This window comes from Pseudomonas sp. UC 17F4 (genome assembly GCF_900101695.1).
In the GTDB taxonomy this organism is placed as follows: domain Bacteria; phylum Pseudomonadota; class Gammaproteobacteria; order Pseudomonadales; family Pseudomonadaceae; genus Aquipseudomonas.
In genome coordinates this window covers 1,574,928-1,596,159 of record NZ_FNKV01000001.1, presented here as the reverse complement: position 1 = coordinate 1,596,159, position 21,232 = coordinate 1,574,928, and the positions used below count along the sequence as shown (strand labels likewise).

Below are 21,232 nucleotides of genomic sequence, written 5' to 3'. Positions count from 1 at the left end.
AAAGAAAAAAGGCCTCGAAATTCGAGGCCTTAGCGTAACCCGCCGAAAACTCAGGCGAAGACGATCTCTTCGCCCTCGACCTTCGCCGTGATGGCGCTGCCTGGCAGGAACTGGCCCGACAGGATCAGCTGCGCCAACGGGTTCTCGATCCAGCGCTGGATCGCCCGTTTCAGCGGCCGTGCGCCATAGACCGGGTCGTAACCGACGGCGATCAGTTTATCCAGCGCCTCGGGGCTCAGCTCAAGGCTCAGCTCACGTTCGGCCAGACGGCTGCGCAGGCGGCCGAGCTGGATCTGGGTGATGCCGGCAATCTGCTCGCGACCCAGCGGTTCGAACACCACCACTTCGTCGATCCGGTTGATGAACTCCGGCCGGAAGTGCGAACCCACGGCATCCATCACCGCCGCACGCTGCGCTTCACGATCACCCACCAGCTCCTGGATCTGCGAAGAGCCCAGGTTGGAGGTCATGACGATCACGGTATTGCGGAAATCCACCGTCCGCCCGTGGCTGTCAGTCAGGCGACCGTCTTCCAGCACCTGCAGCAACACGTTGAACACATCCGGGTGGGCCTTCTCGACCTCGTCCAGCAGCACCACCGCATAAGGTTTGCGCCGCACGGCTTCGGTCAGGTAGCCGCCCTCTTCATACCCTACGTAGCCTGGTGGAGCACCGATCAGGCGAGCCACGGAGTGTTTCTCCATGAACTCGGACATGTCGATGCGCACCATGGCCTCTTCAGTGTCGAAGAGAAATTCCGCCAGCGCCTTGCACAGCTCGGTTTTACCGACACCGGTCGGGCCGAGGAACAGGAACGAGCCGCTCGGGCGGTTCGGGTCCGAAAGGCCGGCACGCGAACGGCGCACGGCGTTGGACACTGCCACCACGGCTTCTTCCTGGCCGATCACCCGCTCGTGCAGCAGGCTTTCCATCTTCAGCAGTTTTTCCCGCTCGCCTTCGAGCATCTTCGACACCGGGATGCCGGTCCACTTCGACACGACTTCGGCGATCTCTTCTTCAGTCACCTTGTTACGCAGCAGCTGGTTTTCCGCCTTGCCGTGCTGGTCGACCATCTGCAGGCTGCGCTCCAGGTCCGGGATCACCCCGTACTGCAGCTCGGCCATACGGCTGAGGTCGCCCTTGCGCCGGGCCGCTTCGAGCTCCTGACGCGATTGCTCGATTTTCTGCTGGATCTGCGCCGAGCCCTGTACTTCGGCTTTTTCCGAAGTCCAGATCTCTTCCAGGTCAGCGTACTCGCGCTCGAGCCGGGCGATCTCTTCGGTGAGTTTCTCCAGGCGTTTAAGCGCGGCCTCGTCGTCCTCTTTCTTCAGCGCCTGGGACTCAACCTTCAGTTGAATCAGGCGGCGCTCCAGGCGGTCGAGCACTTCCGGCTTGGAGTCGATCTCCATGCGGATGCGACTGGCCGCTTCGTCGATCAAGTCGATGGCCTTGTCCGGCAGCTGCCGGTCAGTGATGTAGCGATGGCTGAGCTTGGCCGCGGCGATGATCGCGCCGTCGGTGATCGCCACCTTGTGGTGCACCTCGTAACGTTCTTTGAGGCCACGCAGGATGGCGATGGTGTCTTCTTCGCTCGGCTCTTCTACCAGCACCTTCTGGAAACGCCGCTCAAGCGCTGCGTCTTTTTCAATGTACTGGCGGTACTCGTTCAGCGTAGTGGCGCCGACGCAGTGCAGTTCACCACGGGCCAGGGCCGGCTTGAGCATGTTGCCGGCGTCCATCGAGCCTTCGCCTTTACCGGCGCCGACCATGGTGTGCAGCTCGTCGATGAACAGGATGATCTGCCCTTCCTGCTTGGACAGTTCGTTGAGCAAGCCTTTGAGGCGCTCTTCGAACTCACCGCGGAACTTGGCACCGGCGATCAGCGCGCCCATGTCCAGCGACAGCAGGCGCTTGCCTTTAAGGCCGTCCGGCACTTCACCATTAATGATGCGCTGGGCCAGGCCTTCGGCGATGGCGGTCTTACCGACGCCAGGCTCACCGATCAGCACCGGGTTGTTCTTGGTCCGGCGTTGCAGCACCTGGATGGTCCGGCGGATTTCATCGTCACGGCCGATCACCGGGTCAAGCTTGCCGTCTTCGGCGCGCTTGGTCAGGTCGACGGTGTATTTGTCCAGGGCCTGGCGCGACTCTTCGGCGTTGGGGTCATTGACCGCCTCGCCGCCGCGCAGGTTGCTGATGGCATTTTCCAGGGCCTTTTTGCTCACGCCCTGGCTGAGCAGCAACTTGCCAAGCTTGCTGTTCTCGTCCATGGCCGCCAGCAGCACAAGCTCGCTGGAGATGAACTGGTCGCCCTTCTGCTGGGCCAGGCGGTCGGCCTGGTTGAGCAGACGCGCCAGGTCCTGGGACATGTTGACGTCGCCGGTCGGGTTCTGGATTTTCGGCAGCTGGTCGAGCTCTTTGCTCAACGCCTTGCGCAGGCTGTTGACGTCAAAGCCGACCTGCATCAGCAACGGCTTGATCGAACCGCCCTGCTGATCGATCAGGGCCTGCACCAGGTGCGCAGGCTCGATGGCCGGATGGTCCATACCCACGGCCAGGGATTGGGAATCGGATAATGCTAATTGCAGCTTGCTGGTCAAACGGTCTATTCGCATGGGTTACCTTCCTTTATGGGCAGGTCGGAGCGATGGACACACCTGATGAAGAAAAACCTGCCAGAGATACCACTGTAGATAAGGGTGATTCTGGAAGATTCAAGCTAGGCGGGCTTGATCCAGGTCAGCGCGCTGCCAGCCAGACCAGCGAAGCGAAGCGGCCACCCTGCGGGGTGCGCCGATAAGAATAGAAGCGCGGGTCGCTGACGGTGCACAAGCCACCACCATAGACGGCATTGACGCCGCGCGCTGCAAGGCGAAGGCGGGCCAGCTGGTAGATATCGGCCATCAGCTTGCCGGGCTGGGCACCGGGCACGAAGGCCTGGGCAGTTTCCGGATGAACGGTCGTGAACGCGTCACGCACCTCAAGGCCGACTTCAAAGGCTTGCGGGCCAATCGCCGGGCCCAGCCACACCAGCACCTCTTCGGGCGGCAGTGCCAAGCGCTTCAGGGTCGCCTCCAGCACACCGTTGGCCAGCCCGCGCCAGCCCGCATGGGCGGCGGCTACGCGGGTGCCGGCGCGGTCGCAGAACAGCACCGGCAAGCAGTCGGCGGTCATGACCGTGCAGGCAATGCCGGGGGTATCGCTGTAGCTGGCATCAGCCTCGGCAATAACGCCAGGGTCGGCATCGGCTACAACTACGCCATGCACCTGCTTGAGCCAGGCTGGCTGGATGCCGAACTCGGCGGTCAGGCGCCGGCGGTTCTCGGCCACCGCTGCTGGCGCATCGCCAACATGGTCACCGAGGTTGAAACTTTCATAGGGCGGCAGGCTGACCCCGCCGCTGCGCGTAGTGACGCAGGCGCGCACCCCGGCTGGCGCAGGCCAGTCCGGGAACAGCAGCACTTGCGTCAGCTCGCTCATCCGACGAACGCCTCGCGGTCCTGCTTGAGCAGCGACAGCAGCCAGACGAAGTCGTCCGGCAGCGCCGATTCCCAACCCATGCGCTCGCCCGTCACCGGGTGATCGAGCTCCAGGAAGCGTGCATGCAGGGCCTGGCGCGGGAAGGTCTTGAGCGCGTCGACCATGGTCAGGCTGGCCGCTGGCGGAATGCGGAAGCGCCCGCCGTAGACCGGGTCGCCGACCAACGGGAAGTTGACGTGGGCCATGTGCACGCGGATCTGGTGGGTACGCCCGGTTTCGAGCTTGACCCGCACGTGGGTGTGCGAGCGGAAGCGCTCCAGTACGCGATAGTGGCTGACCGCAGGCTTGCCGCCTTCGGTGACCGCCATGCGCTGGCGCTGACCGCCGTGGCGACCGATCGGCGCGTTGATCTTGCCGCCGGCCGTGACCACACCGATCACGATGCATTCATAGATGCGGCTGACGCTGCGGCTTTGCAACTGGGCAACCAGCTGGGTCTGCGCCTGGATGGTCTTGGCCACCACCATCAGACCGGTGGTGTCCTTGTCCAGGCGGTGGACGATACCGGCGCGCGGCACGTTGATGATGTCCGGCACGTGGTGCAGCAGGGCATTGAGCAGGGTGCCATCGGCGTGGCCCGCAGCCGGGTGGACCACAAGCCCGGCAGGCTTGTTGATCACCAGGATGTGGTCGTCTTCATAGACGATATCCAGCTCGATGTCCTGGGCCACCCACTCGCCCTGGGCTTCCTGCTCGGCATCGAGCGCCAGCAGCGCACCGCCGTGGACGATATCGCGCGGACGCAGGACAGCGCCATCGACCGTCAGGCGCCCCTCCTTGATCCAGGTGGACAGGCGCGAGCGCGAGTGCTCAGCGAACAATTGGGCGGCGACTTGGTCGAGGCGTTGCCCGCCCAATTCGGACGGCACCTCTGCGCGAAGTTGAATGATCTCGGACATGCTCGAATCAGCGGGCGGCACAGCCTTTGGTTTCGACTGCGCGCTTGTGGTTAAATACGACGTCTTTTGCCCCGAGGGTTGCATCGGGGTGCTCATCATAACAGGACGGCCACGCCCAAGACAGCGGCCGTCATAGGGACGCAAGCCGCCATGCAAGTGAAACACCTGCTGCTGATCGCCATCCTCGGACTGACCGCTGCTTGTTCTTCGAAGGAAGTCGTCGACGAAAACCTGAGCGAAGCCGAGCTGTACCAGCAGGCGCAGGCCGACCTGGACAACCACAGCTATACCAGCGCCACAAGCAAGCTGAAGGCTCTGGAATCGCGCTATCCGTTCGGCCGCTACGCCGACCAGGCCCAGCTCGAGCTGATCTACGCGAACTATAAAAACGCCGAACCGGAGGCTGCCAAGTCTGCCGCCGAGCGCTTCATTCGCTTGCATCCGCAGCATCCGAACGTCGACTACGCCTACTACCTCAAGGGTCTGACCTCGTTCGACCAGGACCGCGGCCTGCTGGCGCGCTTCCTGCCGCTGGACATGACCAAGCGTGACCCGGGCGCTGCCCGCGACTCGTACAACGAATTCGCCCAGCTGACCAGCCGCTTCCCCAACAGCCGCTATTCGCCTGACGCCAAGCAGCGCATGATCTACCTGCGCAACCTGCTGGCTTCCTACGAAATCCACGTGGCCGACTACTACCTGACCCGTCAGGCCTATGTCGCTGCCGCCAACCGTGGCCGCTATGTAGTAGAGAACTTCCAGGAAACCCCATCGGTCGGCGACGGCCTGGCGGTGATGACCGAAGCCTACATGCGCCTGCACCTGGACGAACTGGCGGCCACCAGCCTGGAAACCCTCAAGCTCAACTACCCGGACCACCCGAGCCTGGTCGATGGCCAGTTCGTGCCGCAGCAGAACGAAGCCGACAACCGCTCGTGGCTGTCCAAGGCCACCCTGGGCCTGATCAATACCGCCCCGCCGCTGCCGCCGGGTGAAACCCGTGCCAACCAGGACGTGGTGAAGCAGTACCAGGACGCCAAGGACGCGATCCCGCAAGAGCTGCTGCCTAAAGATGCCAACGGTGACATCATCGAAGAAGAAAACCACGAAGCGGAAGGTAACAACGAAGACCGCTCCTGGTTCAGCTACATGACCTTCGGTGTGTTCGACTGAGCCATCGTGTAAAAGATAAAGGGAGGCCAAGGCCTCCCTTTTTTCATGCCCGAGCCCTAGACTGAAGGCTCTTCACTGACAAAGCTGGACACCATGGTTCGCCTACTTTTCTGGATTGCCCTGATTGCTGCTGCCTTCTGGCTGTGGCGCAAGTTCAAGGCCAGCAATGCTGCTGGGCAAAACAACAGCCTCGAAGACCCGCTGAAGATGGTCCGCTGCGCCCATTGCGGCGTGCATTTGCCCAGTGACCGGGCGCTGCATCGCGGGGCGCAGTGGTATTGCAGTCAGGCGCATCTGGAGCAGGGGCCTGGGGCGCAGCGCTGATTGCGCGGCGCCTGCGTCGCGGGGCAAGCCCGCCCCTACCAGATTGTAGGAGCGGGCTTGCCCCGCGATGAGCCCTAAAGAGCAGCCACCCGCCCAGCCGGTGCATATGGCGCCGGATCAATGATTGGCTCACGCCCCAGCAACAAATCCGCAAACAACTGGCAGGACGCCGGCGCCAGCACCAGGCCATTGCGGTAATGCCCGCAGTTCAGCCACAGTCCGGCATAGCCTGGCACCTCGCCGATGTACGGAATGCCCTCAGGCGAACCCGGCCGCAGCCCCGCCCAATGGGCCACCGGGGTGGCGTCGGCCAGCGCCGGCAGCAACTCCACCGCCGATGCCTTGAGGCTTTCCAGCGCTTCGTCGGTTGGGGTCTTGTCGTAACCGGCATGCTCCAGGGTACTGCCCACCAGAATATGCCCGTCGCGCCGCGGGATCGCATAACGCCCCTTGGCCAGCACCATGCTCGGCAAAAAGTCTTCGGCGCACTTGTACAGGATCATCTGCCCTTTCACCGGCTCCACCGGCAGCTCCAGGCCCAATGGCCGCAGCAAGTCGCCGCTCCAGGCGCCAGCCGTCAGCACCACGCGATCGGCCGGAATCGGCCCGGTTGCAGTCTCGACCCCGGTGATGCGCTCGCCCTCACGGCTGAAGCCGGTGATTTCGCACTGCTCGCGAATGCTCACGTTCGGCAGCGCCAGCAAGGCGGCCTTGAGTGATTTGACCAGGCGTGGGTTACGCACGTTGGCAACCCCGGCCATGTAGATGGCGCGGCGGAAACCGCCACCCAGCACCGGCACCGCGTCATAGGCCGCCGAGATATCCACAGCACTTAGCGGCCGTCCTTCGCGCTTGGCCCAGGCCAGGGCTTCGGCTTCGTCGTCGAGGTCCAGCCAGTACAGGCCGGTGGTGTGCACTTCAGGGTCAACCCCGGTGCTGGCGAACAGGCGCTCGCCCAGCTGTGGATAAAAATCCTGCGACCAATGCGCCAGGGCCGTTACCGCCGGGCTATAGCGCCACGGGTACAGCGGCGAGACGATGCCGCCGCCAGCCCAGGAAGACTCCTGGCCGAGCGCGCCACGGTCACACAGCACCACCTGCTCGACCTCGGCCGCCAGGTTGAACGCTGTCAGCAGGCCGATTACCCCGCCACCGACAATCACTACTTGCTTGGTCATGTATTGATCCAACGTCTGAAGTAAACCTCAGCCACCCCAACAGCCGCGGCCGCCATCAACGGCGCCGGGATTGCGGCGCACACCGGCCTGGTCGAGTTCGAAATCGGCGCAGCGGTCACTGTTCATCAAACCACCGCCAATGCGCCGGGCGGTAAGGGTGAATGACGTCGAAAGACGAACGGCCTGCAGCCGGTAGTGCTCGGTCCCGGGCGCCAATGGGGTGACCAGGGCTTCGCTGTCGGCGTACTGGCCGCTGCGGGCATAGTGACGTTCGAGCAGTTGCGCGCTTTCGAACAGCAACCCGGCGATTTCCGTGCGTGCGGCCTTGCGGACCTGTTCGCTGTAGCTGGGATAGGCAATGCCCGCCAGAATGCCGACCACGGCGACGACAAGCAACAGTTCAATCAGGCTCAAACCTTTCTGCAGGGTGGACATAAGTCGAACTCCTAGTGAAGCTGGCGCCAGAGAATGCGCCTGGGTGGCTGGGCGCCCTCTTCTACAGCCTGTGCATAAACGCTTTCGAGCACGCTGCGCCCTACCCAGGCGTGGCTGACGGCGGTGATCCGGTACAAGGTAACGGACAGGTTGGCAGGCCAGTGCGCGGCGTGGGTACTCTGGCCAAGGTTCTGTACCAGGTGGAAGCCGCTGGCGCCGCCTTGCCAGCTCAGGCCGGAGGTCGGCCCTTCGCCGCGGTAGACGCCAGGCGCCCGCACCCGTGCAGCTTCCGGCGGCGGTAAACAGTACGAGCATGGCAGCACGCCGACGACGGTCGACTCTCCCAGCAGCAAGGCCTGCTCCGCCTGCTCGAGGCCGTGCAAGGCTGCTTGCAGGTTGCCGGCCATGCGCCTCTGCAAGGTGGCACTGACCATCGCCGAGACGCCGAGCAAAGCCAACAGCCCCAGCAGCACCAGGCTGACCAGCAGGACCACCCCACGCTGGCTGCCGGGCCTAGCCATTGCGCAGGGCCACTGTCAGTTGATACTGCTGCGGCCTTACCCGCGCCAGCGGGTCAAGCAAGGTCAGGCTCAGGCGCAGTCCGGCGATGCGGGTGGCACTCCGGCTGATAATGTCGACGCGCAGCTCACCGAGGTTGTCGATCAGCGGCGCATAACTGGCGCCGCTGCCGAGCATCAGGCTGGTGCCATCAACGCGATAGGTCTGGCGTCGTATCGGTATCGCGAAGTGCCCGGCCGGCGCCGCCTGGACATCGAGATAGACCCGCGCCTGGCTTATGCAATCGGTGACCAGCGTCCAGTTCGGCCGCCCACCGGCGCCAGCGACTTCGGCGCTGATCAGGCTCAATTGCTGCAATTGGCCGTCCGCTGCGCGGATTACCTCCAGCGGTTGGGCAAACGCCTGTGCCGAGGACGGGTTCACATGGCTGATTGCATCCGCACGCAAGCAGCCGAACATGCCGCTCATGCGAATATCCTGGGCCATGCGCTGCAACGCCAGGCGCGCGTCTTCCTGCAGTTGTGCCGCGATGCCCTGAGCCTGCCAGTTCGAAGTGGCCGCCAGAAACAAGCGGCTGACACCGAGCAGCAGCACCAAGCCGAGGCTGAGGGCCAGCAACACTTCGACCAGGGCGACGCCGGCTTGCCGGGTCATCGGCCTGGCCCTGCGTTGATGCGCGCTTGTTCGAGCGCGCCATGCTGCAGATACGCCGCCTGAGTACTGTGCAAGGCACTGTCGGTGGCCTGCAGCGCCCGCACTTGCGCAGCCGCTGCAGCAAACACACCCAGCCCCAGCACCAGCATGGCCAGCAGCACCTCGAGCAAGCTCATTCCTTGTTGCCGTCCGCCATCCATGGCGCCATCCCTCCTGCGACTTTTCCCCAGCACTTTGCCAACCCGCCCGACTGGACGCTGCGGTGCGCCGGCCTGACTCTATAGAAGCACTTCCAGGGAGGAATGCACGGTGAAGCAACAGGGCGTAACACTGATACAAATGATGTTCGCGCTAGCGCTGGTGGGGATGCTCACGCACATCAGCCTGCCGGCCTACAACACCATGAGCAGCGGGCTACAACAGCACGCCGCCGCCAAGGACCTGGCCCAGGCCCTGCGCACCGCACGCAGCGAGGCCTTGCTGCGCAACCAGGTGGTTCGCCTGCAGGCGCGGGAAGACAACTGGAGCAATGGCTGGCGCATGGTCGTCGAGCAGGATGGCCTACAGTTGCTGTACGAGCAGCGGCTTGAGCGGGCAAGCATCGTCGGCAATCAACCGGTGGCCCGGCAGGTGCGCTTCAGTGGGCTGGGGGTGCCGTTGCACGCGGGGGGAGCGTTTCAGGCCGGGACGCTGTTCATTTGCCAGCGCCCCGAGCCCTTCAGCCAGTACCGGGTGGTACTGGCACACACAGGCCGGGTCAGCCTGCGCGAAGAGCCCGGCGAGCAGCCGCTGTGCGCGGCCGGCGGGTCAGATCAGTGAACGTACGCGCAACTCCTTGGGCATCGAGAAGGTGATGTTCTCTTCGCGGCCATCAAGCTCTTCGGCGCCCGTGGCACCCCAGGCACGCAGTTGTTCGATCACGCCACGCACCAGCACCTCGGGGGCCGAAGCACCGGCGGTGATACCAATGCGCTCAACGCCATCGAACCAGCTTTTTTGCAGGTCTTCGGCGCCGTCGATCAGGTAGGCCGGGGTCGACATGCGCTCGGCCAGTTCACGCAGGCGGTTGGAGTTGGAGCTGTTCGGGCTGCCGACCACCAGGACCACGTCGCATTCGTTGGCCAGTTGCTTGACCGCGTCCTGACGGTTCTGGGTGGCGTAGCAGATGTCGTCCTTGCGCGGCCCGCCGATATTCGGGAAGCGCGCGCGCAGGGCATCGATCACCCGGCTGGTGTCGTCCATCGACAGCGTGGTCTGGGTGACGAAGGCCAGTTTGTCCGGGTCGTTGACCTGCAGGCTGGCAACATCGTCCTCGTCTTCGACCAGGTAGATGGCGCCACCGTTGCTGGTGTCGTACTGGCCCATGGTGCCTTCGACTTCCGGGTGGCCTTCGTGGCCAATCAGGATGCACTCGCGGCCGTCACGGCTGTAGCGCGCCACCTCGATATGCACCTTGGTGACCAGTGGGCAGGTCGCGTCGAATACCTTCAGGCCGCGCCCCGCCGCTTCCTGGCGCACGGCCTGGGAAACACCGTGGGCGCTGAAGATGACGATGACGTCGTCCGGCACCTGGTCGAGTTCTTCGACAAAAATCGCCCCGCGCGCGCGCAGGTCTTCGACCACGAACTTGTTGTGCACCACTTCGTGACGCACGTAGATCGGCGGGCCAAACACTTCGAGGGCACGATTGACGATCTCGATCGCCCGGTCCACACCGGCACAGAAGCCACGGGGGTTGGCGAGTTTGATTTGCATGGCAGGCTCCAGGCTCACAGGGCCTTGACCGCGAGGATTTCCACCTCGAAGTTCAGGGTCTTGCCGGCCAGTGGATGGTTGAAGTCGATGGTCACCTGGGCATCATCGAAGGCTTTCACCACACCGGGCAATTCGGCGTTGGCGGCGTCGTTGAAGATCACCAGCAGGCCCTCGGACAACTCCATGTCCTGGAACTGCGAACGCGGCATGACCTGCACGTTCTGTGGGTTTGGCTGGCCGAAGGCGTTTTCCGGGTTGACGGTCACGGTGCGCTTGTCGCCGCTCTTGAAGCCGAACAGCGCCGCTTCGAAGCCCGGCAGCAGGTTGCCGTCGCCGACCTTGAACACCGCTGGCGCCTTGTCGAAAGTGCTGTCGACGGTGTCGCCGTTTTCCAGGTGCAGTGCGAAGTGCAGGGTCACTTCGGTGTTCTGGCCGATACGGGTCTCAGTCATGGACGGGTTCTCCGGACTTTTTGCTCTTGAACATATCCAGCGCCAGCATCACCGCACCCACGGTAATGGCGCTGTCGGCCAGGTTGAAGGCCGGGAAGTACCAGCGGTTCTGCCAGTGCACGAGGATGAAGTCGACTACGTGGCCGAGCACGATGCGGTCGTACAGGTTGCCCAGCGCACCACCCAGCACCAGTGCCAGGGCGACGGCCAGCCAGGTCTCGTTGCGCCCCAGGCGCTTGAGCCAGACCACCAGCACGGCACTGACCACTATGGCGATCAGGGCGAACAGCCAGCGCTGCCAGCCGGAGCTGTCAGCCAGGAAGCTGAAGGCGGCACCGGTGTTGTAGGCCAGGGTCCAGCTGAAGTAGTCGGGAATGACCACGATCTGCTGGTACAGGCTCAGCGCGCCCTCGAAGTAGAACTTGCTGGCCTGGTCGAGGACCAGGACCAGCACGCTCAGCCACAGCCAGCTGAGGCGCCCGAAGCGCCCCACACCAGGGTTAGGCATAGTGGCGCACCTCGCCTTTGCCGCCGATGTTGTCGGCGCAACGGGCGCAGATTTCCGGGTGCTCCGGGTTCGCGCCGACGTCCGCGCGGAAGTGCCAGCAACGACCGCACTTGGCGTGGCCGGACTTGACCACTTTCAGCTTCAGGCCCGGGACTTCGGTCTCGACCGCATCGGCTGGCGCCTGGGCGAATGGCGCAACGCTGGCCGCCGAGGTGATCAGCACGAAGCGCAGCTCGTCGCCCAGCTTGTTCAGGTCGGCGCTCAGGGCGTCGTCGGCGAACAGGGTGACTTCGGCTTGCAGGTTGCCACCGATGGCCTTGGCCGCACGCTGGTTTTCCAGTTCCTTGTTGACCGCGGTTTTGGCGGCCATGATCCGCTCCCAGTAGGCCCGACCCAGCTCGAAGCCTTCCGGCAGCTCGCTCAGGCCTTCATACCAGGTGTTGAGCATCACCGACTCGTTGCGCTCGCCCGGCAGGTACTGCCACAGCTCGTCGGCGGTGAACGCCAGGATCGGCGCGATCCAGCGCACCAGCGCTTCGCTGATGTGGTACAGCGCGGTCTGGCAGGAACGACGGGCAACACTGTTGGCGCCAGTGGTGTACTGACGGTCCTTGATGATGTCCAGGTAGAAGCCGCCCAGCTCCTGCACGCAGAAGTTGTGGATCTTCGAGTAGACGTTCCAGAAGCGGTATTCGCCGTAGTGCTCTTCCAGCTCGCGCTGCAGCAGCAGGGTACGGTCGACCGCCCAGCGGTCCAGCGCCAGCATGTCTTCGGCCGGCAACAGGTCGCGGGCCGGGTCGAAGCCGGACAGGTTGGAGAGCAGGAAGCGCGCGGTGTTGCGGATACGCCGGTAGGCGTCGGCGCTGCGCTGCAGGATCTGCTCGGAAACCGCCATCTCGCCGGAGTAGTCGGTGGCCGAAACCCACAGGCGCAGGATGTCGGCACCCAGGGTGTCGTTGACCTTCTGCGGCTCGATGGTGTTACCCAGCGACTTGGACATCTTGCGACCGTTCTCGTCGACGGTGAAGCCGTGCGTCAGCAGCTCGCGGTACGGTGCGTGGTTGTCGATGGCACAACCGGTCAGCAGCGAGGAATGGAACCAGCCGCGGTGCTGGTCGGAACCTTCCAGGTACAGGTCGGCGCGCGGGCCGGTTTCGTGGCCGATGCTGTGCGAGCCACGCAGCACGTGCCAGTGGGTGGTACCGGAGTCGAACCAGACGTCGAGGGTGTCGGCGATCTTGTCGTACTGGCCGGCCTCGTCACCGAGCAGTTCGGCGGCGTCGAGCTTGAACCAGGCTTCGATGCCTTCTTTCTCGACACGCTTGGCCACTTCTTCCATCAGCTCGACGGTGCGCGGGTGCAGCTCGCCGGACTGCTTGTCGAGGAAGAACGGGATCGGTACGCCCCAGTTGCGCTGACGCGAGATGCACCAGTCCGGACGGTTGGCGATCATCGAGTGCAGGCGCGCCTGGCCCCAGGCCGGGACGAACTTGGTCTCTTCGATGGCCTTGACCGCACGCTTGCGCAGGGTGTCGCCGTTGTCGGGCTGCTTGTCCATGCCGACGAACCATTGCGCGGTGGCGCGATAGATCAACGGGGTCTTGTGGCGCCAGCAGTGCATGTAGCTGTGGCTGATGGTTTCGGTGTGCATCAGCGCACCGACTTCCGAGAGTTTTTCGACGATGGCCGGGTTGGCCTTCCAGATGAACTGGCCGCCGAAGAATTCCAGCGACGGCACGTACACGCCGTTGCTCTGCACCGGGGTGAGGATGTCGTCGTTGACCATGCCGTAGCGTTTGCAGGTGACGAAGTCGTCTTCACCGTAGGCTGGCGCGGAGTGCACCACACCGGTACCGGCGCCCAGCTCGACGTAGTCGGCCAGGTATACCGGCGACAGGCGATCGTAGAACGGGTGACGGAAGTTGATCAGCTCAAGCGCCGAGCCTGGCGCGGTGGCGATCACCGAACCTTCCAGCGCATAACGCTTCAGGCACGACTCGACCAGCTCTTCGGCCAGCACCAGCAGCTTGTCGCCGGTATCGACCAGGGCGTACTTGAACTCCGGGTGGACGTTCAGCGCCTGGTTGGCCGGGATGGTCCACGGCGTGGTGGTCCAGATCACGATCGAGGCAGGCTTGGCCAGCGAAGCCAGGCCGAACGCGGCGGCCAGCTTGGCCTCATCGACCACCGGGAAGGCGACGTCGATGGTCTGCGATTTTTTATCGGCGTACTCGACCTCGGCTTCGGCCAGGGCCGAACCGCAATCGAAACACCAGTTGACCGGTTTCAGGCCCTTGAACACGAAGCCGTGCTTGACCATTTCGGCCAGCGCGCGGATTTCACCGGCTTCGTTGGCGAAGTTCATGGTCTTGTATGGGTTGTCCCAGTCGCCCAGCACACCCAGGCGGATGAACTCGGTCTTCTGCCCTTCGATCTGCTCGGCGGCGTAGGCGCGGCACAGCTCGCGGGTCTGGTCGGCGCTCAGGTGCTTGCCGTGGGTCACTTCGACCTTGTGCTCGATCGGCAGGCCATGGCAGTCCCAGCCCGGGACGTACGGGGCGTCGAAACCGGACAGGGTCTTGGAGCGGACAATCATGTCCTTGAGAATCTTGTTCAGCGCATGACCGATGTGGATCTTGCCGTTGGCGTAGGGCGGGCCGTCGTGCAGCACGAACTTCGGACGATCCTTGCCAATTTCGCGCAGCTTCTGGTACAGGCCAATGCTGTCCCAGCGCTGCAGGATCTGCGGTTCGCGCTGTGGCAGGCCGGCCTTCATCGGGAAGGCGGTGTCCGGAAGGTTTAGCGTGGCTTTATAGTCGGTCATTTCAGGCTCTTCGTTAGCGGTTGACCGTGCCAATGGGCACGTGCGGCGGCGATATCCGCATCGATCGCCGACTTCAGCGCCTCCAGGGAGGCGAATCGCTGCTCTTCACGCAGCTTGTGGTGGAATTCCACCGTCAGACGCCGGCCATAGAGATCGCCGGCAAAATCCAGAAGATGTACTTCCAGGTGGGCTTTGCCATCACCTGAAACGGTGGGCCGTACACCAATGTTGGCGACGCCCGGCCAGTTCTTGCCATCGACCTCGACGCTGACCAGGTAAACCCCGGTAAGCGGTACCCGATGGCGCTTGAGCTGGATGTTGGCTGTCGGGGTACCCAGCTGGCGTGCCAGCTTCTGCCCGTGCAGCACGCGCCCGCGGATGCGGAACGGCCGCCCCAGCAAACGCTCGGCCAGGGCGAAATCGGCATTGGCCAGGGCATCGCGCACTTGCGTGCTGCTGACCCGCAGGCCATCGAGTTCGACGGTTTGCGCCGCTTCGACGGTAAAGCCCTGAAGGATACCGGCCTGCTCGAGGAAGTCGAAGTCGCCAACCCGGTCGCAGCCAAAGCGGAAATCGTCGCCCACTTCCAGGTGCTTCACGCCCAGGCCATCGACCAGGATGGTGTCGACGAACTCGGCGGCGCTGAGCTTGCTCAGGCGCTGGTTGAACGCCAGGCACAGCACCCGGTCGACACCGGCGGCGGCCAGCAGGGCGACCTTGTCGCGCAGGCGCGCCAGGCGTGCGGGCGCAGTGTCGGGGGCAAAGTATTCACGCGGCTGTGGCTCGAAAATCACCACGCAGCTGGGCACGCCCAACTCGTCCGCTCGCTCACGCAGGCGCGCCAGGATTGCCTGGTGGCCGCGGTGAACACCGTCGAAGTTGCCAATAGTGGCGACACAGCCCCGGTGCTGGGGGCGCAGGTTGTGGAGGCCTCGAACCAGCTGCATAACGCGCTTCTTGCTCATAAAGTGGTCGATTATAACCACACCCGGGCGCTGACGACAGGCAGCAGCGTCACCCCGTGGCGTGGAATGTGTAAAACCGACGTCTGACCGCCGTTACGCCTTAATGCAACGCCTTGCGGGCGAAGTCACGCGGGCGGAATCCGAACAGCAGCAGACAGCCGAAATAGGTCACGACTCCGGCCAGGATCAGCGCGCCAAGGCGCAGAAAGCGCTCAAGCATCTGCCCTTCGGCCCAGGCCGGCATGTAGTGCATGCCCACCAGCAACACCGCCGACATCAGCAGCACTGCCACCACCAACTTGGCGAGGAACTTGGCCCAGCCCGGTTGTGGCTGGAACAACTGCTGCTGGCGTAGCTTCCAGTACAGCAGGCCGGCGTTCAGGCAGGCGCCGAGGCTGATGGCCAGGGCCAGGCCGGCGTGCTGCAGGTGGCTGATGAAGGCCAGGTTGAACAGCTGGGTGCAGACCAGGGTGAAGATGGCGATCTTCACTGGAGTACGAATGTTCTGCTGGGCGTAGAAGCCAGGGGCCAGGACCTTGACCAGGATAATCGCCAGCAGCCCGAGGGAATAGGCAATCAGCGCACGCTGGGTCATGGCCGCGTCGAAGGCGCTGAATTTACCGTACTGGAACAACGCCACGGTCAGCGGCTCGGCCAGGATCGCCATGGCCAGGGTGCACGGCAGCACCAGCAAAAAGCACAGGCGCAGGCCCCAGTCGAGGATCCGCGAGTATTCGTGCCGGTCGCGGTTGGCGTAGGTCTTGGCCAGGGTGGGCAGCAGGATAGTACCCAGGGCTACACCCAGCACTCCGGAAGGCAGCTCCATCAGGCGGTCGGCGTAGTACATCCACGACACCGAACCTGCGACCAGGAACGAGGCGAAGATGGTGTTGATGATCAGCGAGATCTGGCTTACCGAAACCCCGAGGATCGCCGGCAGCATCTGCTTGAGCACTCGCCATACACCGCTGTCGCGCAGGTTCAGGCGCGGCAGCACGAGCATGCCGATCTTCTTCAGGTGCGGCAGCTGGTACAGAAGCTGCGCCAGGCCGCCAGCCAGCACGCCCCAGGCCAGGGCCATGATCGGCGGGTCGAAATATGGCGTGAGGAACAGGGTAAAGCCGATCATCGCCACGTTGAGCAGGGTCGGCACGAAGGCCGGCACCGAAAAGCGGTTCCAGGTATTGAGGATGGCGCCGGCCAGCGATGACAGCGAGATCAGCAATATATAAGGAAAGGTCACCCGCAGCAGGTCGGTGGTCAGCTGGTATTTTTCTGTGCTGTCGACAAAGCCTGGGGCGGTGACCCACACCACCCAGGGCGCGGCGAGGATACCCAGGGCGGTGACCAGGGCCAGCACCAGGGTCAGCAGGCCACTGACATAGGCGATGAAGGTGCGGGTCGCCTCCTCGCCTTGCTGGGTCTTGTATTCGGCCAGAATCGGCACGAACGCCTGGGAAAACGCGCCTTCGGCAAAGATGCGCCGCAGCAGGTTGGGCAGCTTGAAGGCAATGAAGAAGGCGTCTGTGGCCACGCCGGCACCGAATACCCGCGCCAGGATGGTGTCGCGGACAAAGCCCAGCACCCGCGAGATCATGGTGATGGAGCTGACCGCGGCCAGGGATTTAAGAAGATTCATCGAAAGTTTTTCACGCCTGAGGATAAAGGGCTGTGCCGCAACGCGCCCAGTTGTGCGATACTCCGCGCCGCAACGCAAGCAGAGCAAAAGCTCCCGAGTTTACAGGTCGTACCGCAGAAGGGAATCACTCCCTTGTACAGAACGACCACTCAGCGGAACCATGCAAGTGCCCTTGACAACCGATCAACTCATCGGCATGATTCGCGGCCTATTTTGTTTGCTATTTACCAAGTCTTTCGAGGAGCTCGACGGTGGCCAACTCACCTTCCGCCAAAAAACGTGCAAAACAGGCTGAGAAGCGTCGCAGCCACAACGCCAGCCTGCGTTCCATGGTTCGTACCTACATCAAGAATGTAGTAAAAGCCATCGACGCAAAAGACGCCGAAAAAGCGCAAGCTGCTTACACTCTGGCTGTTCCAGTTATCGACCGTATGGCCGATAAAGGTATCATCCACAAGAACAAGGCTGCTCGCCATAAAGGCCGTCTGAATGGCCACATCAAGGCGCTGAAAGAAGCTGCAGCTGCCTAAGCGACATGCTTGTTGAAAAACCGACCCTAGGGTCGGTTTTTTATTGCCTGTGATTTGGGTTGCGGGCAGAAAAGCATCGCGGGTCAAGCCCGCTCCTACAGGTTTGTGTAGGAGCGGGCTTGACCCTCGATGGCTAGCGACTACTTACCAATCTGAATCTTCGGTGCCCACTGCAGCCATTCATCCTCGGCCTTGTCGAACAGGGCGAAGGTCTGCTGCGGCCGCGCCGGATTGCCCATCTTCTCGCCGTCTGGCGTGGCGAAGGCGATGCCGCCCTCTATCAGGGTCTCCAGCGACTCGGTACGCACCGTCGCGCCCTTGAACAGGCCGATATCGAAGCCGAAGCCGCTGCTGTTCCAGAAACGGCTACCGCCACGCACCAGCGCTGCATACCTGGGCTCGATCAGGATATGGATCAGTACCCGGTCGGCGGTCTGGCCCAATTCGAAGCCGGTGACCTTGCCGACCGGAATCTCGCGGTAGGTAACCGGTACGCCCGGCTTGATCGAACCCCGCCGCGCAGCACTGAGCACCAGCGACAGGCCAGCTTCGCGCTCAGAGAAATCCGGCGCCTGAGGCAAGGCATTGAAGTTGAGCTGCGGCCCGGTGCTTCTGACTGCCGGCTGCACTTCCAGGTACTGGCCGGTGACCAGGGTTTCCAGGTTGGCGGTCTTGACGATGCCCAGGGCCGGCTTGACCACCCAGAACTGCGTACCTTCGCGGGCAATGCGCTCCGGCACTTCGGTAATCCGCGCCTTGAGCAGCACCGCCTGCAAATCATTGGTCAGGTCGACCTGTTCGATTTTGCCGACATCCAGACCCTTGAAGCGAACAGGCGTGCCAACCTTGAGGCCGTCTGCGCGATCGACGCGGATGGTCACCGTGGTACCGCTGCGGTTGGCCGCTTCCTGGCTTTCATTGAGGCGGAAGAACGGAATGCGGCGCTTGAGCTTCACATTCGGGATAGGTGTGTCGAAAGCGATACCGCCAGCCATCAGGCTCTGCAGCGATTCACTCTTGATCTGGATGCCCGACAGGCCGCCACTCAGGGTAATGCCGCTAGCATTCCAGAAGCGCGTCGAACCGTTGACCAGGCCGGCGTACTCTTTCTCGATGTGCACACCGATCAGCAGGCGCTTGCTCTTCTTCGAGAACTGGTAGCTCTGCACCGTACCGACCTTGACCTGGCGGTAGAGGATCGGGCTGCCGACTTCCAGCGAGCCAAGGTTGTCGCTGTACAGCACCAGGTGCAGGCCGGGCGCCTTGAGGTCCAGTGGCGGTGCCTTGGCTCGCGCCTCGAACTCGCGCTGCGGCGTCGCGCCCTTGTCGCCCGGGCGGATGGCAATGTAGTTACCCTTGACCAGCGCTTCCAGGCCGGTAATACCGGCGAGGGAGATCGATGGCTTGACCACCCAGAACTGCGTACCGTCGACCAGGTAGTCTTCGGCCAGCGGATCGAGGGTCAGCTCGGCCATGGCACTGGCCAGGTCGGGATCAACCTTGAGGGTCTTCAGCGAGCCGACCTGGATGCCTTTGTACATCACCGGGGTACGCCCGGCCTGCAGGCCCTCGAAGTCGCTCAGCTTGACCTTGACGCGAATCCCGGCCTGGGCCGCATCAAAGTCTTCGTACAAGCGAAACGGCAGGTTCGGATCAGTGGGCGGGCTGTCCTTGCGGTGCTCGGGGGTGGCGAAGGCAATACCGCCGGCGACGATGCTGGCCAGCGACTCGCTGCGTACCTTCACCCCGGAGAGGTTGGCGTCGATGCTGATGCCGCTGGCATTCCAGAAGCGCGTATGTTTGCGCACCAGGTCGGCGTAGGCCGGCTCGATGAACACCTTGATCTCGACCGTGCCCTGGTCTTCGGCGAGGCGATAGCTCTTCACCCGGCCAACCTGGATCTGCTTGTAGAACACCGGGCTGTCGCGGTTGAGCGAACCCAGGCGGTCGGCCTTGAGGGTCAGGTGCAGGCCCGGCTCGCTGTCGGACAACGGCGGCGCTTCATCCAGTGCCTTGAAGCGCTTGGTCGGCTCGCCCTGCCCCGGGCTGACGGCAATGTAGTTGCCCGATACCAAGGTTTCCAGGCCGGTGATCCCGGCCAGGCTAACGCTCGGTTTGACCAGCCAGAAGCGCGTACCGGTGTTCAGGTGCGGCTCGGCCTCCTTGTTCATTTCGATGGTGGCGATGACCCCGGTATTGCTGCCCTTGGCATCCAGCACCAGCTCTTTCACCTTACCGACCGACATGCCCTTGAAGACCACTTCGGTCTTGTTGGCGACGATACCTTCACCGCTCTCAAAGCGGACCTGGATGTTCACACCTGACTCGCGATAGGCCTGCCAGCCAAGCCAGCCACCAATCACCAGGGCGATCAGGGGCAATATCCATATGGCCGACCAGTTCGAAGCTGGGCGGGTTTTAGCCGTAGGCAAATCACTCATGGTCGTCATCCGACTCCGTGTTATCCCAAATCAGTCGGGGATCGAAGGTTACTGCAGCGAGCATCGTCAGAATCACCACACTGGCGAAGGCGACGGCGCCCAGATTGGCTTCGACACTGGCGATCCTGCCGAAATTCACCACCGCCACCAGAATGGCGATCACGAAAATATCCAGCATCGACCAGCGTCCGATGAATTCGATGAAGCGGTACATCAGGATCCGTTGCCGGGCCGACAACGGTTGGTGGCGCTGCACCGAATAGAGCAGCAGGGCAATGCCGACCAGCTTGAAAGTCGGCACCAGAATACTGGCGATGAACACTACCGCGGCGATCGGCAGCATGCCGTGCTTCATCAGGGTGATGACGCCGGACATTATTGTGTCCGGGCTACCCTGCCCCAGAGCGCTGACGGTCATGATCGGCAACACGTTGGCCGGGATGTACAAGATTGCCGAAGTAATCAGCAACGCCCAGGTTCGCACCAGGCTGTTTGGCCGCCGGGCGTGCACCACTGCACCACAGCGGGTGCAGGTTTGCGCGTCACTGTCCGGCTCCTGGCGATTCAGTTCATGGCATTCGCCACAAACCAGAATCCCGGCATCAATCGCACGCATGCAGGTCTTCCCCCGATAAAGCACTCCATATCTGGTGGGGCGACATCACCACCTCCAGCCACACCTGCACCAACAACAAACTGATAAAGCAGGCCAGGCCCAGGCCGAGGCTGAGCTCAGCCAGGTCGACCAGCTTGACCATCGCCACCAGCACGCCCATGAAATAGACCTCGAGCATGCCCCAATCGCGTAGATGGTGATAAATCCGATAAAGCAATAAACCGTAACTGCGACCAACGTTCAGGCGAATGCTCAATAGCACTGCCAGCTGGCACAACAGTTTGAGCAAGGGAATCGCCATGCTGCAGAGAAACACCACCACCGCTACGCCGCGCATACCGGTGTTGTACAGCCCGACCACGCCGCTCCAGACCGTATCGTTGGAGGTTTGCCCCAGCAGGTGCAGTTGCATGATCGGCAGGAAGTTGGCCGGTACGTATAGCAGCAAGGCGGCCAGCACCAGGGCCAGGCTGCGCTGGACCACATTGTGTCGATGGGCGTAGAGCTCGTAGCCACAGCGCGGGCAGTGGGCCTTTTCGTCTTGCTTGAGCACAGGCTTGCGCATCAGCAGGTCGCATTCGTGACAGGCCACCAGGTCTTCCAGGGGCAGGTCGGCGAGCTGATGGGGGTCGGCAGGTTCTGACATAGTGAACTTCTGAGTCAACGCGAGGGCGCTATTCTAACCGATGTAGGAGCGGGCTTGCCCCGCGATACCCTTCTGTCAACCACATCGCATCGCGGGGCAAGTCGAGGCGTCGCACCGCCGTTCGCACAGACGCC

At 63.0% G+C, this 21,232-nt stretch carries 21 protein-coding genes; 4 read left to right on the top strand and 17 right to left on the bottom strand.

Going from position 1 to position 21,232, the window contains the following annotated elements; all coding sequences use genetic code 11:
- Nucleotides 1–50: 50 nt before the first annotated feature.
- The 3 genes from clpB to rluD form a co-directional block, all read right to left on the bottom strand.
- Nucleotides 51–2,615: an ATP-dependent chaperone ClpB gene (gene clpB, locus BLR26_RS07400; protein WP_045200814.1), complete on the bottom strand. Its 2,565-nt coding sequence runs from the start codon at nucleotides 2,613–2,615 to the stop codon at nucleotides 51–53.
- Nucleotides 2,616–2,739: 124 nt separating this feature from the next.
- Nucleotides 2,740–3,480 carry a peptidoglycan editing factor PgeF gene (pgeF, locus tag BLR26_RS07395; protein ID WP_093379420.1) on the bottom strand — a complete coding sequence of 247 codons (741 nt, stop codon included), beginning with the start codon at nucleotides 3,478–3,480 and terminating at the stop codon, nucleotides 2,740–2,742.
- Nucleotides 3,477–4,439 (bottom strand): 23S rRNA pseudouridine(1911/1915/1917) synthase RluD, encoded by a 963-nt coding sequence (rluD, locus tag BLR26_RS07390; RefSeq protein WP_038998723.1) that lies wholly within the window; start codon nucleotides 4,437–4,439, stop codon nucleotides 3,477–3,479. The genes pgeF and rluD overlap by 4 nt, the downstream gene beginning before the upstream one ends.
- Nucleotides 4,440–4,589: 150 nt before the next feature.
- Between rluD and BLR26_RS07385 the strand changes: the two genes are divergently transcribed.
- Together BLR26_RS07385 and BLR26_RS07380 are read left to right on the top strand one after the other, a co-directional pair.
- Nucleotides 4,590–5,612 carry an outer membrane protein assembly factor BamD gene (locus tag BLR26_RS07385; protein ID WP_093379415.1) on the top strand — a complete coding sequence of 341 codons (1,023 nt, stop codon included), beginning with the start codon at nucleotides 4,590–4,592 and terminating at the stop codon, nucleotides 5,610–5,612.
- A gap of 93 nt (nucleotides 5,613–5,705) precedes the next feature.
- Complete coding sequence (locus BLR26_RS07380; RefSeq protein ID WP_038998721.1) at nucleotides 5,706–5,936, top strand: PP0621 family protein; 231 nt, start codon at nucleotides 5,706–5,708, stop codon at nucleotides 5,934–5,936.
- Nucleotides 5,937–6,010: 74 nt separating this feature from the next.
- Here the strand turns inward: BLR26_RS07380 and thiO are convergent, their stop codons facing one another.
- The 5 genes from thiO to BLR26_RS07355 are packed head-to-tail and all read right to left on the bottom strand — an operon-like array spanning nucleotide 6,011 to nucleotide 8,922.
- Nucleotides 6,011–7,114 (bottom strand): glycine oxidase ThiO, encoded by a 1,104-nt coding sequence (gene thiO, locus BLR26_RS07375; protein WP_093379411.1) that lies wholly within the window; start codon nucleotides 7,112–7,114, stop codon nucleotides 6,011–6,013.
- 27 nt (nucleotides 7,115–7,141) lie between these two features.
- On the bottom strand, nucleotides 7,142–7,540 hold the full coding sequence (locus BLR26_RS07370) for a type IV pilin protein (protein WP_093387269.1): 399 nt from the start codon (nucleotides 7,538–7,540) through the stop codon (nucleotides 7,142–7,144).
- Between the two features lie 20 nt (nucleotides 7,541–7,560).
- On the bottom strand, nucleotides 7,561–8,070 hold the full coding sequence (locus BLR26_RS07365; RefSeq protein WP_093379407.1) for a PilX N-terminal domain-containing pilus assembly protein: 510 nt from the start codon (nucleotides 8,068–8,070) through the stop codon (nucleotides 7,561–7,563).
- The gene (locus BLR26_RS07360) at nucleotides 8,063–8,722 is read right to left on the bottom strand and encodes a PilW family protein (protein WP_093379402.1); all 660 of its coding nucleotides are present in this window, start codon (nucleotides 8,720–8,722) and stop codon (nucleotides 8,063–8,065) included. Before BLR26_RS07360 ends, BLR26_RS07365 begins: the two co-directional genes overlap by 8 nt.
- On the bottom strand, nucleotides 8,719–8,922 hold the full coding sequence (locus BLR26_RS07355; protein WP_045200800.1) for a type IV pilus modification PilV family protein: 204 nt from the start codon (nucleotides 8,920–8,922) through the stop codon (nucleotides 8,719–8,721). The genes BLR26_RS07360 and BLR26_RS07355 overlap by 4 nt, the downstream gene beginning before the upstream one ends.
- Before the next feature lie 142 nt (nucleotides 8,923–9,064).
- Here BLR26_RS07355 and BLR26_RS07350 point away from each other — a divergent pair, with 142 nt between their 5' ends.
- Complete coding sequence (locus BLR26_RS07350; RefSeq protein WP_256326698.1) at nucleotides 9,065–9,541, top strand: GspH/FimT family pseudopilin; 477 nt, start codon at nucleotides 9,065–9,067, stop codon at nucleotides 9,539–9,541.
- Here BLR26_RS07350 and ispH read toward each other — a convergent pair.
- The 6 genes from ispH to murJ form a co-directional block, all read right to left on the bottom strand.
- On the bottom strand, nucleotides 9,530–10,477 hold the full coding sequence (gene ispH / locus BLR26_RS07345) for a 4-hydroxy-3-methylbut-2-enyl diphosphate reductase (protein ID WP_093379392.1): 948 nt from the start codon (nucleotides 10,475–10,477) through the stop codon (nucleotides 9,530–9,532). The genes BLR26_RS07350 and ispH overlap by 12 nt on opposite strands.
- Before the next feature lie 14 nt (nucleotides 10,478–10,491).
- Complete coding sequence (gene fkpB, locus BLR26_RS07340; RefSeq protein ID WP_045200794.1) at nucleotides 10,492–10,929, bottom strand: FKBP-type peptidyl-prolyl cis-trans isomerase; 438 nt, start codon at nucleotides 10,927–10,929, stop codon at nucleotides 10,492–10,494.
- Complete coding sequence (gene lspA / locus BLR26_RS07335; RefSeq protein WP_045200792.1) at nucleotides 10,922–11,437, bottom strand: signal peptidase II; 516 nt, start codon at nucleotides 11,435–11,437, stop codon at nucleotides 10,922–10,924. Before lspA ends, fkpB begins: the two co-directional genes overlap by 8 nt.
- On the bottom strand, nucleotides 11,430–14,261 hold the full coding sequence (gene ileS / locus BLR26_RS07330) for an isoleucine--tRNA ligase (RefSeq protein ID WP_093379387.1): 2,832 nt from the start codon (nucleotides 14,259–14,261) through the stop codon (nucleotides 11,430–11,432). Before ileS ends, lspA begins: the two co-directional genes overlap by 8 nt.
- Nucleotides 14,258–15,208, bottom strand: a complete 951-nt coding sequence (gene ribF / locus BLR26_RS07325) for a bifunctional riboflavin kinase/FAD synthetase (RefSeq protein WP_045200788.1) — start codon at nucleotides 15,206–15,208, stop codon at nucleotides 14,258–14,260. The genes ileS and ribF overlap by 4 nt, the downstream gene beginning before the upstream one ends.
- Nucleotides 15,209–15,326: 118 nt before the next feature.
- Nucleotides 15,327–16,865 (bottom strand): murein biosynthesis integral membrane protein MurJ, encoded by a 1,539-nt coding sequence (gene murJ, locus BLR26_RS07320; RefSeq protein ID WP_045200785.1) that lies wholly within the window; start codon nucleotides 16,863–16,865, stop codon nucleotides 15,327–15,329.
- Nucleotides 16,866–17,116: 251 nt separating this feature from the next.
- Here murJ and rpsT point away from each other — a divergent pair, with 251 nt between their 5' ends.
- A complete protein-coding gene (gene rpsT, locus BLR26_RS07310; RefSeq protein WP_010220592.1) occupies nucleotides 17,117–17,395 on the top strand; it encodes a 30S ribosomal protein S20 in 279 nt (92 codons plus the stop codon).
- A gap of 140 nt (nucleotides 17,396–17,535) precedes the next feature.
- Here the strand turns inward: rpsT and BLR26_RS07305 are convergent, their stop codons facing one another.
- The 3 genes from BLR26_RS07305 to BLR26_RS07295 are packed head-to-tail and all read right to left on the bottom strand — an operon-like array spanning nucleotide 17,536 to nucleotide 21,098.
- Nucleotides 17,536–19,836: a PqiB family protein gene (locus BLR26_RS07305; RefSeq protein WP_093379382.1), complete on the bottom strand. Its 2,301-nt coding sequence runs from the start codon at nucleotides 19,834–19,836 to the stop codon at nucleotides 17,536–17,538.
- Nucleotides 19,829–20,452: a paraquat-inducible protein A gene (locus tag BLR26_RS07300; RefSeq protein ID WP_010220589.1), complete on the bottom strand. Its 624-nt coding sequence runs from the start codon at nucleotides 20,450–20,452 to the stop codon at nucleotides 19,829–19,831. Before BLR26_RS07300 ends, BLR26_RS07305 begins: the two co-directional genes overlap by 8 nt.
- Nucleotides 20,439–21,098, bottom strand: coding sequence for a paraquat-inducible protein A (locus BLR26_RS07295; RefSeq protein ID WP_045200780.1), 660 nt, complete (start codon nucleotides 21,096–21,098; stop codon nucleotides 20,439–20,441). Before BLR26_RS07295 ends, BLR26_RS07300 begins: the two co-directional genes overlap by 14 nt.
- Nucleotides 21,099–21,232: the final 134 nt, after the last annotated feature.

Coding starts and splice junctions, on each gene's coding strand:
- ribF (WP_045200788.1), bottom strand. CDS start 15,208: ATGCAGCTGGTTCGAGGCCTCCACAACCTGCGCCCCCAGCACCGGGGC.
- clpB (WP_045200814.1), bottom strand. CDS start 2,615: ATGCGAATAGACCGTTTGACCAGCAAGCTGCAATTAGCATTATCCGAT.
- BLR26_RS07295 (WP_045200780.1), bottom strand. CDS start 21,098: ATGTCAGAACCTGCCGACCCCCATCAGCTCGCCGACCTGCCCCTGGAA.
- BLR26_RS07350 (WP_256326698.1), top strand. CDS start 9,065: ATGTTCGCGCTAGCGCTGGTGGGGATGCTCACGCACATCAGCCTGCCG.
- BLR26_RS07300 (WP_010220589.1), bottom strand. CDS start 20,452: ATGCGTGCGATTGATGCCGGGATTCTGGTTTGTGGCGAATGCCATGAA.
- BLR26_RS07305 (WP_093379382.1), bottom strand. CDS start 19,836: ATGAGTGATTTGCCTACGGCTAAAACCCGCCCAGCTTCGAACTGGTCG.
- rluD (WP_038998723.1), bottom strand. CDS start 4,439: ATGTCCGAGATCATTCAACTTCGCGCAGAGGTGCCGTCCGAATTGGGC.
- murJ (WP_045200785.1), bottom strand. CDS start 16,865: ATGAATCTTCTTAAATCCCTGGCCGCGGTCAGCTCCATCACCATGATC.
- thiO (WP_093379411.1), bottom strand. CDS start 7,114: ATGACCAAGCAAGTAGTGATTGTCGGTGGCGGGGTAATCGGCCTGCTG.
- BLR26_RS07355 (WP_045200800.1), bottom strand. CDS start 8,922: ATGGATGGCGGACGGCAACAAGGAATGAGCTTGCTCGAGGTGCTGCTG.
- ileS (WP_093379387.1), bottom strand. CDS start 14,261: ATGACCGACTATAAAGCCACGCTAAACCTTCCGGACACCGCCTTCCCG.
- BLR26_RS07385 (WP_093379415.1), top strand. CDS start 4,590: ATGCAAGTGAAACACCTGCTGCTGATCGCCATCCTCGGACTGACCGCT.
- BLR26_RS07365 (WP_093379407.1), bottom strand. CDS start 8,070: ATGGCTAGGCCCGGCAGCCAGCGTGGGGTGGTCCTGCTGGTCAGCCTG.
- pgeF (WP_093379420.1), bottom strand. CDS start 3,480: ATGAGCGAGCTGACGCAAGTGCTGCTGTTCCCGGACTGGCCTGCGCCA.
- BLR26_RS07360 (WP_093379402.1), bottom strand. CDS start 8,722: ATGACCCGGCAAGCCGGCGTCGCCCTGGTCGAAGTGTTGCTGGCCCTC.
- BLR26_RS07380 (WP_038998721.1), top strand. CDS start 5,706: ATGGTTCGCCTACTTTTCTGGATTGCCCTGATTGCTGCTGCCTTCTGG.
- fkpB (WP_045200794.1), bottom strand. CDS start 10,929: ATGACTGAGACCCGTATCGGCCAGAACACCGAAGTGACCCTGCACTTC.
- ispH (WP_093379392.1), bottom strand. CDS start 10,477: ATGCAAATCAAACTCGCCAACCCCCGTGGCTTCTGTGCCGGTGTGGAC.
- lspA (WP_045200792.1), bottom strand. CDS start 11,437: ATGCCTAACCCTGGTGTGGGGCGCTTCGGGCGCCTCAGCTGGCTGTGG.